Below are 13,339 nucleotides of genomic sequence, written 5' to 3'. Positions count from 1 at the left end.
ACACCGCAGGAAACGACACCGCAGGGAACGACACCGCAGGGAACGACACCGCAGGGCGGCCCGCAGCCGCGGACCGCCGACGGCGCGGCTCCGGGGGATTAGCCGGCTCGCCGAGCAAGGGGGCCGCGGTCGCGTCGCGGGCCCGCGGGTGTGGCGACGGAGACTGGTGCTCAGGCGGGCTGCGGACCGGGTGCGGGCTGTGCGCCCACCCGGCTCACGACCTGCGCGCCGAACCGCACCCCCGCCGCCAGGCGGTCTCGGACCGGCTCGCCGCGGAGGTGTGCCGTGAGCAGGCCCGCGTTGAAGGCGTCGCCGGCACCCGTGCTGTCGACGCACGACGCAGGCTGAGCGGGCACGGTCCACAGTCCGTCCCGGTCGACCCAGGCCGCGCCGTCGAGCCCGGTGGTCACGGCGACGGCACCCACGTGCCCGAGTAGGTCGCGTGCGGCGCCCGGATCGCCCGACCCGGTGAGCGCGGCCAGCTCCGCGGCGTTCGGCAGCAGCAGGTCGACGCCGCGGACGTCGGCCAGGAACCGTTCGGGATCGGTGATGAGCGCGGCCGCCTGCGGATCCACCGAGGTCGGCACTCCCGCCGCGCGTGCGGCCTTCAGCGCCGCCAGGCCCGCCGGCCGCGACGACGGGTCCAGCAGGACGTACCCGGACAGGTGCAGGTGCTCGGCCCCCGCCAGTGCCGCGGGGCCCACCGCGTGCACGTCCGCGGGGCAGAAGAGCTTGTTGGCGCCCCGGTCGGGCAGCATCGTGCGCTGACCGTCGGGATCGACGAGGACGACGACACAGCACGTCGCAGCGTCGGCGTCCACGGCGAACGCGCACGTCACGCCCGCTGCTTCCAGTTCGGTCCGCAGCAGCCTGCCGCCCGGGTCGTCGCCGACGCGGGCCAGCAGCACCGGGTCCGCGCCCGCCGCGCGCAGCCACAGGGCCGTGTTGGCGCCCGCCCCGCCACCGGTCAGCCCGACGGTCGCGCGGGTGTCGCCCCCGTGGACCAGCGGTCCCTCGTGCCGGGCCACCACGTCCAGGCCGGCGTCGCCGACCACGACGACCCTCATCGGGCGAGCTCCACGGCGACTCGCGAGGCCAACTCGGCGTTGGCGACGACGAGTTCCTCGTTGGCGTCGAGGCTCGCGCCCCCGGAGGCGGTGTGGAAATGTTCCAGCAGCACCGGAGTGACGTCGGCGCCGCTCACCGCCGCGTCGCCGATCTTCGCCAGGCCCTCCGCGAGCAGCCGGTCGTGCAGGTCCCGATCCATCTCGGCCTCCGCCGGGATCGGGTTGGCCAGCAGCATGCCCGCCGACGAGAACGCGCTGTGCGCGGTCATCGCCCGGGCGACCCGGTCCGGGCTGTCGACCCGGTGCGGCACCGGCAGGCCCGAGGAACGCAGGTAGAAAGCGGGGAATTCGTCGACGCCGTAGCCGAGTACCGGGACGGAACCGGTCTCGAGCACTTCCAGCGTGGCGGGGATGTCGAGGATCGACTTCATGCCGGAGCACACGACGAGGATCGGGGTGCGGCCGAGCACCGCGAGGTCGGCAGAGACGTCCCACGTCGCCGACTCGCCCGGCAGGGGCAGGTGGACGCCGCCGAGGCCGCCGGTGGCGAACACGTCGATGCCCGCGGCATGGGCCAGCACCGAGGTGCTCGCGACCGTGGTCGCCCCCGAACCGCCCGAAGCGAGCGCCGGGCCGAGGTCCCGCGCGGAGAGCTTGTCGAGCTCCGCATCCGGCGCGCACACCCGTTCGAGTTGGGCGGCCGTCAGGCCCACCAGCGGCGTGCCGTCCAGCACCGCGATCGTGGCGGGAACCGCGCCCGCGCGGCGGACCGTGTCCTCGAGCCGGGCCGCGACCTCCAGGTTCCGGCCGGACGGCAGACCGTGCGAGAGGATCGTGCTCTCGAGCGCGACGACCGCTGTGCCGGCGTCGAGCGCCTCGGCGACCTCGGTCGACGGCGTGACGGGAGCGGCGGCGGGATCCGCAACGTGGCGGGCGGCAACATGGCGGGCGGCGGCGTGGCGGGGCGTACTGGTCACAGCGCGCAATCCTGGCCCATAGGCATCCACTCTCGTGGCCGTGGGTGGCAAACTGGTGAACATGAGCACTGCAACGCTGCCTGATGTCGACACCCGCCCCGAGGGCACCGAGAGCACCGACGACGACGCCCCCGAGGTGTTCCACTACGTGCAGAAGAACAAGATCGCGGAGAGCGCGGTCACGGGCACGCACGTGGTGGCGCTCTGCGGCCAGGTCTTCCCCGTCACGAAGTCCGCGAAGCCGGGCTCGCCGGTGTGCCCCGACTGCAAGAAGGTCTTCGAGGGCCTGCCCCCCGGCGGCGACGACGAGTGACACGCGCGGCCGCCGGGTGACACGTCCGGCCGCGCGGTCCTAGCGGGCTTCCGGCCGGGGTCGAACACGGGCTCCGGCCGGAAGCCCGCCGGCCGTGCGGAGCCTCAGGCGTCGGTCGCCCGGTCGCCGGTCGTGCGCGGGTCGTCCTGTGCCGGGTCGTGGGGCGCCGAATCGTGCCCTGCCACGGCCTCCGGTGCCGTGTCGTCCGGTGGTGTCCGGTCCCGCCGTGGCCTGCGGAGCGGCAACGTCGTGCGGTCCTCCACGGGTGACCTTTCGTCGGCCTCGATCCGTTCCGCCGCCCGTTCGCGTTCGAGCCGCTGCCAGGCGCGGCGCTGTCTCCGGGTCGGCTTGGCGGGCCAGAGTTCCTGGATCGCGCTGTTGAAGTAGGCGCCCGCGACGATGGCCAGCCCGATGAAGAACGCGAACAACAGGAACGCGATCGGTGTGGCGAGTGCGCCGTAGGTGTAGCCGGTCGTGGTGATCCAGCCGATGTAGAGCCGCAGGCCGACACTGGACAGCAGGAAGATCACCATGGCCAGCACGGCACCGGGCAGGCCGCGGTGCCACGGCAGCTTGCGCGGCAGCGACAGTTTGTACAGCGTCGCGAGAGCGAGCACGAGGGCCAGTCCGGCCGTCGGGTAGTACAGCGTGCCGACCCACGCCGACACGGTCGGTCTCCAGTCCGTGGGGAAGAAGCCGGGCAGCAGGTCCGGCCCGATCGCGATGATCGGCAGACCGACGATCAACAACGCCAGGCTCGCCATGTACAGCAGCAGCGCGAAGATCCGCTGCCACACCTCGTTGCGGACGCCGTACTGGTCGTGGGCGACCGTGATCGCGTCCACGAACGAGGACATGGCCGACGACCCGGCCCACAGCGAGATCAGGAAACCGACGGAGACGATCTCGCCCTTGCCGGTGGTCAGGATGTCGTTGACGGTCGGCTCGATGATCCGCCGGACCACGCTGTCGCTGAAGACGGTCTCGGCGAAACCGATGATGTTGTCGTGGACGCGCGTCACGACCTGCTGGCCGAACCAGTCGCCGATGTAGCCGATGCTGCCCAGCAGGCCCAACAGGAGCGGTGGCAGCGACAGCGTCTGCCAGAACGCTGCCTCGGCGGCCTCGGAGAAGATGTTGCCTTCCCAGGCCTTGTTCATCGTGCGGCCGAGCAGGCGAAACGGGCCCTTGCGGCGGCGCGGCGCGTGCCCGCCCTTCGACGGCGAGCGTTCCGCGGCGCTCGGGGGCGGGCCCGGGTGACGCTCGTCGCCACCGGTGTCGCCCCCGCCCGGCCGAGCGGGCGGGTCCTCGCCGGTGGGCCGGCCGGTGTTCTGGTCGTTCATGACGGGTCCCAGCATGCTCTATCGGCGCGGCGTTGGCGCGTCCGCCCGGAAGATCGGCCCCGGCGTGTCGCACGAAAAGGCCGTGCCGGGCGATCTCGGGGGCCCGCCGTGGCCCGATCCCGTCGGACGGTCCGGGTACTCTTTCCGACGCGCCCTCACCACGCGGCCGCCACCGGAGCCGGCCGGCGCGGGAGGGTTTTGCTGTGCGAGCGCGCCGTGTGGCGGGCGCCCGCGAGCGGGTCACCGGGGCGTCCGGTGGCCGTTGTCGGTTCTGGTGGGAAAGGGGAGTGCATCGGCTGTGTCGGCGACGTCGGACCAGGAGGCGGCTCGGACGCGCCGCGAGGAGCGCGCCGTGGCCGCACCGGAGCCCGACAGCGACGCGACGGCCCGGCCGCTGCGTGCGTGGCAGCGACGGGCGTTGACCAAGTACCTCACGCAGCGGCCGAAGGACTTCCTCGCGGTCGCGACGCCGGGTGCCGGTAAGACGGTGTTCGGCCTGCGGGTGGCCGCCGAGCTGTTGTCGGACCGCACGATCGACGCGATCACGATCGTCACGCCGACCGAGCACCTCAAACACCAGTGGGCGTCCTCCGCCGCGGCTGCGGGCATCGCGATCGACTCGAACTTCCGCAACACCATCGGTGTCACCTCGTCGGACTACCAGGGCGTCGCCGTCACCTACGCGCAGATCGCCGCGCATCCGAACCTGCACCGGGTGCGCACCGAGAACCGCAAGACGCTGGTCATCCTCGACGAGATCCACCACGCCGGCGACGCCAAGTCGTGGGGCGAGGCCATCGAGGAGGCGTGCACCCCTGCGGTCCGCAGGCTGGCCCTGACCGGTACGCCGTTCCGCAGCGACGACTCGCCGATCCCGTTCGTCACCTACGAGCCGGACGCCGACGGGGCCCTCCGCAGCAAGGCCGACAGCAGTTACAACTACTCGGACGCGCTCGCCGACGGTGTCGTACGGCCCGTGGTGTTCCTGGCCTACTCCGGGGAGGCGTCCTGGCGCACCAGCGCGGGGGACGAGTTCACCGCCCGCCTGGGCGAACCGCTGACGGCCGAACAGACCGCACGGGCCTGGCGCACCGCGCTCGACCCGGGTGGGGAGTGGGTGCCGTCGGTGCTGCAGGCCGCCGACACGCGGCTGTCCCAACTGCGGGCGAACGGCATACCGGACGCGGGTGGTCTGGTGATCGCGAGCGACCAGGACTCCGCGCGCGCCTACGCGAAGATCCTCCAGCGCATCGCGGGCGAGCAGCCCGTCGTCGTGCTCTCCGACGACCCGAAGGCCACGCAGCGCATCGGTGAGTTCGCCGACTCGACGGAGCGGTGGCTGGTGGCGGTGCGGATGGTCTCCGAAGGCGTCGACGTGCCGCGGTTGGCGGTCGGCGTGTACGCCACGAGCGCGTCCACGCCGCTGTTCTTCGCGCAGGCCATCGGCCGTTTCGTACGTGCGCGCAAGCCGGGGGAGACGGCGAGCATCTTCCTGCCGAGCGTGCCGGTGCTGCTCGAGCTGGCGAGCCAGCTGGAGGCCGAACGCGATCACGTGCTGGGCACACCGCACCGGGAGTCCGACGGCTGGGACGACGAGCTGCTGCTCGCGGCCAACCGGACCGAGGACGAGCCCGGTGAGGAGGAGAAGGCGTTCACCTCGCTGGGCGCCTCTGCCGAGCTCGACCAGGTGATCTACGACGGCGACTCGTTCGGCACCGCCGTGTTCTCGGGCAGCGAGGAGGAGCAGGAGTATCTGGGGCTGCCGGGCCTGCTCGAACCCGACCAGGTGCGGGCACTGCTGCGTAAACGGCAGGAGGAGCAGCTCGCCGACGAACAGCGGCGGAAACCGAAACAGCCCGAGCCCGCACCCGAGCCCGCGGCGCGCCCGCAGGCGGTCGGGGAGCGGATCCATGCGCTGCGCAAGGAGCTGAACACGCTGGTGGGCGTCTACCACCACCGGACGAAGAAGCCGCACGGCGCGATCCACAACGAGCTGCGCCGGATCTGCGGCGGCCCGCCGACGGCGATGGCGACCGTGGAGCAGCTCGAGGAGCGGATCGCGACCCTGCGCTCCTGGTGACCGCCGAACAAGGGCGTGGAACGGTGACAGGGTGTGGAACCGAGAAGGGGCGGAACCCGAGTCGGGTTCCGCCCCTTCTGCGTGTCGGCTGCTGGTGTCATGTCGGTGCGAGTCTCACAACGGCGCTCTCAGTCCCGCTCCGTTGCGCCCCGACCCGGCCGCCGGACGAGCCGCGTCGACGGCTGGTGATGGCTTCTCAGCGCTGAATGTCGGCGTCCTGTTCCTTCAGCTTGGCCTCGTACTCACGGCCGTGGTGTCCGCAGAAGAGCAGTTCGCCGCCGCTGGGGAGTACCGCTCGCAACTGGGCTGCGGCTCCGCACCGGTCGCAACGGTCCGCGCGGGTCAGTTCGGGGCGGGTGAGCGTCGGTGAAGTCATGGGAGTCTCCCTCCGTCCCGGCATCGGCGCGCCGATGCCATCAATTCAGCCGCGAGAACGAAGTCGGCTCTGGTTGCCGCTTTCGTTGTTCGCTGCCGTCCACTCTTACAGACGTTTTGGCGCTCGCAAGTGTTCCCGTGTCGGTGGGAGGTGTGTCACGTCGCGGCAGGCCTTGTGTCGACGGCCGTTTCGTGCGTGGTCACCGACACGGCACACGTAGGCCCCTCAACAGGGCATTTTCGGTGGTCGGGCACCATCGTGGGGTGGATATCTCGGCTGCGAAACGGCGAATCGACACGGTTCCCGCACCGGCCCTGTTCGTTCTCAGCGGAATTTCGATCTATGTGGGCGCGGCCGTCGCCGTATGGCTTTTCGAGGCGTCGAGCCCGGCAGGGGTGGCGTGGCTGCGCTGTCTCGGTGCCGCTGTGATCCTTCTCGCATGGCGCAGGCCTGGACGGGAGGCGTGGCGAGGCAGGCCGCTGCTGCTGGCGGGGACGTTCGGCGTGGTCACGGCGTTGATGAACGTCGTTTACTACGAGGCGATCGCCCGATTGCCCCTCGGCACGGCCACCGCCATCGAGTTCGTCGGCCCCGTCCTGGTGGCCGCGCTCGGCTCGCGCACGAAGCGGGACTTCGCCGCGCTGACCCTCGTCGTGGCGGGCGTGCTGGCGATCGCCGACGTGCAGTGGAGCGGCAGCCCGGCGGGCGTGGCGTTCGCGCTGGCCGCCGCAGCGGCCTGGGCCGGCTACATCGTGCTCGGCAAGAAGGTGGCCCTCGGCGGCAACGGCATCGACAGTCTCGCGGTCGGCTTCACGGTGGCCACGGTGGTGCTGAGCCCGCTCGCGCTCGGTACCGGCGGTGTGTGGGGCGAGCCGGACCTGCTCCTGCTCGGCATCGGCGTCGGCCTGCTGTCGACCGTCGTGCCGTACGGGCTGGATCAGGTGGTGCTGCGACGGGTAGGACAGGCGCGCTTCGCCGTGCTGCTGGCGCTGCTGCCCGTGACCGCAACGGTCGTCGGCCTGGTCGTGCTGGGGCAGGTGCCCGCGATCACCGAGGCGGTCGGCATTCTCGCCGTCGTCTGCGGCGTGCTGCTGCGGTCGCGCGGCTCCGACGAGTCGGTGCGCGAGCCTCCCTGATCCGGGTGGCGCCGAATCGGACGCGGCTGCTGAATCGGACGCGGTTGCCGCGTCCGGCGCGGTTGCCGAATCGGGCACCGACGAGGCCCGGCCGGCCCCGGGTCACGATTCAGGACACAGTGGACGGCGCGGTTCTCCCCGGAGTGGGGAAGAAACCGCGCCGTCGCCGTATCGGGCCGTCCACACGGGAGCGTTCAGCCGTCCATGTCGGACACATGACACGGGGGGCCGACATGACCATGGCCGCCGACCCGCGCTGTGCGGATCGGCGGCCATGGTCGGGCCGTGACGCCGGTTCAGCCGTCAGTCGAGGTAATCCCGCAGGACCTGCGAGCGCGACGGGTGGCGCAGTTTCGACATCGTCTTCGACTCGATCTGCCGGATCCGCTCGCGCGTGACTCCGTAGACCTGACCGATCTCGTCTAAAGTCCTCGGCTGGCCGTCGGTGAGGCCGAAGCGCAACCGGACGACGCCGGCCTCGCGCTCGGACAGCGTCTGCAGCACCGACTGGAGCTGGTCCTGCAGCAGCGTGAACGACACCGCGTCGACGGCGACGACCGCCTCGGAGTCCTCGATGAAGTCGCCGAGCTGCGAGTCGCCCTCGTCGCCGATGGTCTGGTCGAGCGAGATCGGCTCGCGGGCGTACTGCTGGATCTCCAGGACCTTCTCCGGGGAGATGTCCATCTCCTTGGCGAGCTCCTCGGGGGTGGGCTCGCGGCCGAGGTCCTGCAGCAGCTCACGCTGGATGCGGCCGAGCTTGTTGATGACCTCGACCATGTGCACCGGAATACGGATGGTGCGCGCCTGGTCGGCCATCGCGCGGGTGATCGCCTGGCGGATCCACCACGTGGCGTAGGTGGAGAACTTGAAGCCCTTGGTGTAGTCGAACTTCTCGACCGCACGGATCAGGCCCAGGTTGCCCTCCTGGATCAGGTCCAGGAACGCCATGCCACGGCCGGTGTAGCGCTTGGCCAGCGACACGACGAGTCGCAAGTTCGCCTCGAGCAGGTGGCTCTTGGCGCGCTCGCCGTCGCGGATGATCCACTTCAGGTCGCGGCGCATCTGAGTGGTGAGCTTCTCGCCCTTTTCCTCGATGACGCGCATGCGCTCGGAGGCGTACAGGCCGGCCTCGATGCGCTTGGCGAGCTCGACCTCTTCCTCCGCGTTGAGGAGGGCGACCTTGCCGATCTGCTTCAGGTAGGCGCGGACCGAGTCGGCCGACGCGGTGAGTTCGGCGTCCTTGCGGGCCTGCCGCAGGGCCTCCGACTCCTCCTCGTCCCAGACGAAGTCGCCGTCGGCGGTCTGCTGCTTCTTCTTGCCGCTCGGAGCCTCCGCCTCCTCGGATTCGGCCTCCTCGGCGTCCTCCTCGGTCACCGTGGCGTCGACGACATCCACCTCGACCGCGTCGACGTCGAGGTCGGACAGGTCGACGTCCTCGACATCGGCGCCGTCGAGGTCGGGTTCCTCGCCGTCGGCCTTGGGCTTCGTCTTGGCGGAACCCGCCGACTTGGCCGTCTTGGTGGACTTGGCGGAAGACTTCTTCGCGGCCGTCTTGCGCGCAGGCTTGGTCGCTGTCGCTTCCGGCGCCTCGGCACCGTCGGCGGCCGCCGTCTCCTCGGCTGTCGCTTGCTCGGCGGCGCTCGTTGTCTTCGGCCCGCTTCGGGTTGCGGTCTTTGCGGCTGCCACGTACGCCCTTTCGCAGCGGTCGATCATGACGAACCGGTACGCATGCGTCCCGGCTGCCTTGGATTCGGGGGACATGCCCCCGGCCTGCGGTTTCGCATCCCGCAGTCGAGGGCCGTGTTCCATTGTAACGACGTCGCCCCACGGAGTCGGGGCGCGATCATGTTTTTCGCCGTCGCAAACCCTGTGCCGTACGGCCGCCGGGTGTCCGACGGTGGTGCCGCCTGGCCGGTGATCAGGGTTCGATGCCCTCCGCGGCCGCCGCCGCCGCGCCGACGATCCCTGCGTTGTTCTGCAGCGATGCCGCCACGACGGGCGTGCGGTTCGTGAGCAGGGGTACCCATTTGTCGGACTTCTTGCTCACCCCGCCGCCGACGACGAACCGATCCGGCCAGATCAGGTTTTCGAGCACGGTCAGGTAACGATCCACGCGCGCCGCCCATTCCGGGTACGAGAGACCCTCGCGGTCCTTCACCGACGCGGCCGCCCGGGTCTCGCCGTCGTGGCCGTCGACCTCGATGTGGCCGAACTCGGTGTTGGGCATGAGCTTGCCGTCGTCGAACAGGGCGCTGCCGATGCCGGTGCCGAACGTCAGCAGGGCCACGACACCGCTGCGCACCGCCGGGTCGCCGAAGCGCATCTCGGCCAGGCCCGCCGCGTCGGCGTCGTTGAGCATGGCGACGTCCTCGCGCACGCGGCCGAGCCGTTCGGCGAACAGGGTGTCGGCGTCCGTGCCGATCCAGCTGGGGTCGATGTTGGCCGCGGTGTGGGCCACCCCCTGCTTGACCACAGCGGGCAGCGTCACGCCGACCGGGCCGTCCCAGTCGAAGTGCCGGACGATCTCGCCCACGACGTCCGCCACGGCGTCGGGCGTGGCCGGATGCGGCGTCTCGATGCGCAATCGGTCGCCGATGAACTCGCCAGTGTCGAGGTCGACGAGGGCACCCTTGATCCCGCTCCCGCCGACGTCGATGCCGAACCCCCGCGTCGCCGCCATCGGCGTCGCCCCTTCCTGCTCGATTCAGATTCCTGGTGGGAGACTGTAGCGGGACCGGGGCCCGGGTGTGGTCCTATAGGTCCCGTGAACGCGATCGAACCCGAATCCGGAACTCCCGAACAGCACCGCTCCGCCTCCGCGGGCGACTCCGCAGGTGCCGATGCCGTGCCGTATGCCGACCTGCTCGCGGTCGCCGAGCAGGTCGCCGTCGAGGCGGCCGCGTTCGTCGTGGCCGAACGCGAGTTGATGCTCGACGGGGCGGGTGTGGACGTGCAGACGAAGAGCAGCCGCACCGACGTGGTCACGGCCGTGGACGTGGCCTCGGAGAAACTGATCCGCGCCCGGCTCGCCGAGCTGCGGCCGGGTGAGCCCGTCGTCGGGGAGGAGGCCGGCGGTGACGCGGCCGACGGCGGCGTCACGTGGGTGGCAGACCCGATCGACGGCACCGTGAACTTTCTCTACGGCCTGCCCGAGTTCGCCGTGTCCGTCGGGGCTCAGGTCGACGGCGTGTCCGTCGCGGGCGCGGTCGTGGAACCGGTGAGCGGCCGCCGATGGACGGCCTCGCGCGGTGGCGGCGCGTGGCTGGACGGGCGCAGGCTGGCGGTGTCCCGGCCGGAGGGGTTGGACATGGCGCTGGTCGGCACGGGCTTCAACTACGTGACCGAGCGCCGGAAGAGGCAGGCCGTCATGATCGCCGAACTGCTCGGCCGGGTGCGGGACATCCGCAGGGGCGGTTCGGCCGCGCTGGACCTGTGTCACGTCGCGGCGGGCTGGCTGGACGGCTACGCCGAGCACGGCCTCTCGCGCTGGGACTGGGCGGCGGCGGCGCTGCTGGCGGAGGAGGCAGGCGCCGTCGTGTCGCTGCCGGGTCAGGACGCCGACCTCGGAACCGACGGCACGCTGGCGGCCTCGCCCGCGATCGCCGGGCCGCTGCGCGAGGCGCTGATCGACTGCGGCATGGGTGGCATCTGAGCCGTCCGCTCACACCCGGCGGACGGGCGCACGGGGTCGCCCCGCTCAGGCGCCCCGCACCCGCAGGCGGCGGCCGTCGGCAGCGACCGGCTTCAGCAGTGCTCGGGTTCGGTCTTGTCGAGCTGTTCGCGGTCGATGAGTGAGCTCGTGCCGGACGCGCCGCCCGCGGACTGCTCGCTCCCCGACGTCTTGCCCTTGCTCGAGCTCTTCAGCTGATCCAGGACGTCGAGGGCCTCGCTCGTGGGTCGCACGTCGTTGAACCCCGAGCCGATGGCGAGGTCGACGGTGGCGTCCTTCCTGCCGTCCTCGACGAGCTGCAGGCACGGGTCGATGAGACGGAGGGTGCGGGCGGCCGCCTCGCCGTTGGGGCCGTAGCGGAGCTGGCCGTGGCACGAGGCCTCCCCCTTCGGGAAGGCGTCGTCGTTGGCGGGCTCGCCGAGCTGGGTGAACCCGAGCTGTTCGAGGGCCGTGGTGGTCATCGCGGCTTCACCGCGCAACCCGCTGGCGTTGAGCACCTGCACGTTCACCCGGTGCGGCGGCGCGGGCTGGGTGCTGGAGAGCGCGTCGTACGGCTGGGGGTTGAAGGTCACTCCTTCGGGCGGACGTGCCGCGGGGCTGCAGCGGATCGCCTCGTCCAGATCCTCCGTGGAGGTGACCACGTTGATCCAGATCGCCGACGCCGCCAGGCCCAATACCGCCACCACGATCAGTGCGGGCAGCGGCTTGCGCTTCCGGTACGGCTTGACACGGCTTCTCCGGAAGCCCCCGGTCCCCGACACCACTGCGCGTCCCTTCGCCGATACCCGCCCAACTACCGTCCATGTCGCCGCTGATCAGCTTAGGCGTTACAGCGGCGGCGTAGGCCGGGACCCGCCGGGGGCACCCCGTCGGACCCGGTCACGGCTTCGTCGAAGGAGTGTCGACGGGGCTGTCGGGCCGGTGGCGAGGGCGTGTTCCGGGGTTCGTGGGTCGCGGCACCACATCCCGGGTAGCCCGCCGTTGGCGAAATCAAATGACCCGCTCGAGTGACATGCCGCAAGGTCGGGGTGACCTGCTGTGGAGTCGGGTACGCGGTGGGCTACCCTCTCCGGGCTCCCGGGCTGTGGCGGTGTGTGACGCAGGTGGCAACACCGATGAGACGACACTCACCTTATCCCGGGGCACAAACACAGGCGCTGGAACGTTGACCAGCGGAAGCGACAGGACCGCCGGAGATCGCCTCCGACGGTCGCGTATCGAGAGAATTGCTGATCGCAGGGGTGAAGGACAATGGCGACCGACTACGACGCTCCGCGCCGCAGTGAAGCGGACGAGCTCGCCGAAGACTCGCTGGAGGAACTGAAGGCGCGGCGCAACGAGAACCAGTCCGGCGTCGTCGACGTCGACGAGGACGTGAGCGCCGAGAATTTCGAGCTTCCGGGCGCCGACCTGTCGGGGCTGTCCGGTGAGGATCTGACCGTGAAGGTCGTGCCGAAGCAGGCCGACGAGTTCACTTGCTCGGTGTGCTTCCTGGTGCACCACCGCAGCAGGCTCGCGGACGAATCGGGTTCCGAGCTGATCTGCCGCGACTGCGCGTGATCCGGGCCCGCCCACGGCGGGGCCGGCGGCGGAGGGGGCGACACGGCGACGCGAGAGCGGCCGGGTGATGGGCAACATCACCCGGCCGCTCTTGTCGTATTGCGGGCCCTCGTGTATTGCGGGCCTCGTATCAGGACCCGCCGTATCGAGGGTGCCGCCGCCGGCGGGAGGAGATGGGGACGTTCCGTCAGTCGTCAGCGGTCGGGACGTCCGGTGCCGTCGGGTCGGCCTGCAGCGGTGGTCGGGCCTCCCGCAGCAGCGCGGCGAGGCGCTCGGGGTGGCGGGTGCTGAACAGCCAGTACGGGGTCGGATCCTCCGGGTCGGTCACCTCGACGCGCACGAGCGTGGCGATCCACCCGCGGTTGACGACGAACGCCGCGGGGTCGAGCTCGGGCCCGAGCGTCCGGCGCCGCGCGTCCTTGCCGACGACGTCGACCGCGCCGATGTGCCGGAGGGGCAGGTGGGCGTCGCCGACCCACAGCTCGGGCCGGGAGCCGCCGGTGACGAGGATCTTCAGCCGACCGAAGCCGAGCAGCAGCAGGGCGGCCAGCGGCAGGAGGACGACGTACGGCAGCCAGGCACGCACGCCGGGATAGCCCATGTGGACCTCGGCGGCGAGCAGTGCGGCGCCGACGAGCGGTAGCGGCCAGCACCACCACGCCATGTACAGCCGTTCGCTGAATCGGACCTCGGCGTCGGCCGCGGGGTTCGTGTCCCGGTCGCTCCCGTGGTTGCCCTGGGCGTTGTCGGGGTCGGGCGCCGGATCGTCGCCGTCGGGCCGCGCGCGTGCACTCGTGCTCACGGGTTCAGGGTAGTC

At 71.2% G+C, this 13,339-nt stretch carries 13 protein-coding genes; 5 read left to right on the top strand and 8 right to left on the bottom strand.

The window, feature by feature from the left end; all coding sequences use genetic code 11:
• Nucleotides 1–170: 170 nt before the first annotated feature.
• Together FHS23_RS11110 and FHS23_RS11105 are read right to left on the bottom strand one after the other, a co-directional pair.
• Nucleotides 171–1,067: a carbohydrate kinase family protein gene (locus FHS23_RS11110; protein WP_183652701.1), complete on the bottom strand. Its 897-nt coding sequence runs from the start codon at nucleotides 1,065–1,067 to the stop codon at nucleotides 171–173.
• A complete protein-coding gene (locus FHS23_RS11105; protein WP_343053825.1) occupies nucleotides 1,064–2,044 on the bottom strand; it encodes a pseudouridine-5'-phosphate glycosidase in 981 nt (326 codons plus the stop codon). The genes FHS23_RS11110 and FHS23_RS11105 overlap by 4 nt, the downstream gene beginning before the upstream one ends.
• Before the next feature lie 61 nt (nucleotides 2,045–2,105).
• Between FHS23_RS11105 and FHS23_RS11100 the strand changes: the two genes are divergently transcribed.
• Nucleotides 2,106–2,357, top strand: coding sequence for a DUF3039 domain-containing protein (locus tag FHS23_RS11100; RefSeq protein ID WP_183652695.1), 252 nt, complete (start codon nucleotides 2,106–2,108; stop codon nucleotides 2,355–2,357).
• A 104-nt stretch (nucleotides 2,358–2,461) separates the two neighbouring features.
• On the opposite strand, the gene FHS23_RS11095 is transcribed toward FHS23_RS11100, so the two are convergent.
• On the bottom strand, nucleotides 2,462–3,700 hold the full coding sequence (locus FHS23_RS11095; protein ID WP_183652692.1) for a YihY/virulence factor BrkB family protein: 1,239 nt from the start codon (nucleotides 3,698–3,700) through the stop codon (nucleotides 2,462–2,464).
• Between the two features lie 352 nt (nucleotides 3,701–4,052).
• Here FHS23_RS11095 and FHS23_RS11090 point away from each other — a divergent pair, with 352 nt between their 5' ends.
• Nucleotides 4,053–5,780 carry a DEAD/DEAH box helicase family protein gene (locus tag FHS23_RS11090; RefSeq protein ID WP_183652689.1) on the top strand — a complete coding sequence of 576 codons (1,728 nt, stop codon included), beginning with the start codon at nucleotides 4,053–4,055 and terminating at the stop codon, nucleotides 5,778–5,780.
• 196 nt (nucleotides 5,781–5,976) lie between these two features.
• On the opposite strand, the gene FHS23_RS11085 is transcribed toward FHS23_RS11090, so the two are convergent.
• Entirely contained in the window at nucleotides 5,977–6,156 is a 180-nt protein-coding gene (locus FHS23_RS11085; RefSeq protein ID WP_183652685.1) for a DUF7455 domain-containing protein, read from the bottom strand.
• Between the two features lie 263 nt (nucleotides 6,157–6,419).
• Between FHS23_RS11085 and FHS23_RS11080 the strand changes: the two genes are divergently transcribed.
• Nucleotides 6,420–7,292, top strand: a complete 873-nt coding sequence (locus FHS23_RS11080; protein WP_183652682.1) for an EamA family transporter — start codon at nucleotides 6,420–6,422, stop codon at nucleotides 7,290–7,292.
• 303 nt (nucleotides 7,293–7,595) lie between these two features.
• Here FHS23_RS11080 and FHS23_RS11075 read toward each other — a convergent pair whose 3' ends face one another.
• Both FHS23_RS11075 and ppgK read right to left on the bottom strand, forming a co-directional pair.
• Nucleotides 7,596–9,005, bottom strand: a complete 1,410-nt coding sequence (locus tag FHS23_RS11075; protein WP_183653829.1) for an RNA polymerase sigma factor — start codon at nucleotides 9,003–9,005, stop codon at nucleotides 7,596–7,598.
• Between the two features lie 205 nt (nucleotides 9,006–9,210).
• Entirely contained in the window at nucleotides 9,211–9,972 is a 762-nt protein-coding gene (gene ppgK, locus FHS23_RS11070; RefSeq protein ID WP_183652679.1) for a polyphosphate--glucose phosphotransferase, read from the bottom strand.
• 180 nt (nucleotides 9,973–10,152) lie between these two features.
• On the opposite strand from ppgK, the gene FHS23_RS11065 reads away from it, so the two are divergent.
• Complete coding sequence (locus FHS23_RS11065) at nucleotides 10,153–10,944, top strand: inositol monophosphatase family protein (protein ID WP_183653827.1); 792 nt, start codon at nucleotides 10,153–10,155, stop codon at nucleotides 10,942–10,944.
• A gap of 92 nt (nucleotides 10,945–11,036) precedes the next feature.
• Here the strand turns inward: FHS23_RS11065 and cei are convergent, their stop codons facing one another.
• On the bottom strand, nucleotides 11,037–11,723 hold the full coding sequence (gene cei, locus FHS23_RS11060) for an envelope integrity protein Cei (protein WP_343053824.1): 687 nt from the start codon (nucleotides 11,721–11,723) through the stop codon (nucleotides 11,037–11,039).
• Between the two features lie 490 nt (nucleotides 11,724–12,213).
• Here cei and FHS23_RS11055 point away from each other — a divergent pair, with 490 nt between their 5' ends.
• Nucleotides 12,214–12,522 carry a DUF4193 domain-containing protein gene (locus FHS23_RS11055; RefSeq protein ID WP_183652672.1) on the top strand — a complete coding sequence of 103 codons (309 nt, stop codon included), beginning with the start codon at nucleotides 12,214–12,216 and terminating at the stop codon, nucleotides 12,520–12,522.
• Nucleotides 12,523–12,709: 187 nt separating this feature from the next.
• Here FHS23_RS11055 and FHS23_RS11050 read toward each other — a convergent pair whose 3' ends face one another.
• Nucleotides 12,710–13,324: a DUF3093 domain-containing protein gene (locus FHS23_RS11050; protein WP_343053823.1), complete on the bottom strand. Its 615-nt coding sequence runs from the start codon at nucleotides 13,322–13,324 to the stop codon at nucleotides 12,710–12,712.
• Nucleotides 13,325–13,339 lie beyond the last annotated feature (15 nt).

The organism is Prauserella isguenensis (assembly GCF_014191605.1).
In the GTDB taxonomy this organism is placed as follows: Bacteria; Actinomycetota; Actinomycetes; order Mycobacteriales; family Pseudonocardiaceae; genus Prauserella; species Prauserella isguenensis.
The sequence above is the reverse complement of the archived record's forward strand: the minus strand, read 5'-3'. Positions and strand labels throughout refer to the sequence as shown.

What these genes read in the sequence shown, in the direction of transcription:
- FHS23_RS11095 (WP_183652692.1), bottom strand. Translation starts at nt 3,700, where the DNA reads ATGAACGACCAGAACACCGGCCGGCCCACCGGCGAGGACCCGCCCGCT.
- FHS23_RS11100 (WP_183652695.1), top strand. Translation starts at nt 2,106, where the DNA reads ATGAGCACTGCAACGCTGCCTGATGTCGACACCCGCCCCGAGGGCACC.
- ppgK (WP_183652679.1), bottom strand. Translation starts at nt 9,972, where the DNA reads ATGGCGGCGACGCGGGGGTTCGGCATCGACGTCGGCGGGAGCGGGATC.
- FHS23_RS11110 (WP_183652701.1), bottom strand. Translation starts at nt 1,067, where the DNA reads ATGAGGGTCGTCGTGGTCGGCGACGCCGGCCTGGACGTGGTGGCCCGG.
- FHS23_RS11075 (WP_183653829.1), bottom strand. Translation starts at nt 9,005, where the DNA reads ATGATCGACCGCTGCGAAAGGGCGTACGTGGCAGCCGCAAAGACCGCA.
- FHS23_RS11085 (WP_183652685.1), bottom strand. Translation starts at nt 6,156, where the DNA reads ATGACTTCACCGACGCTCACCCGCCCCGAACTGACCCGCGCGGACCGT.
- FHS23_RS11055 (WP_183652672.1), top strand. Translation starts at nt 12,214, where the DNA reads ATGGCGACCGACTACGACGCTCCGCGCCGCAGTGAAGCGGACGAGCTC.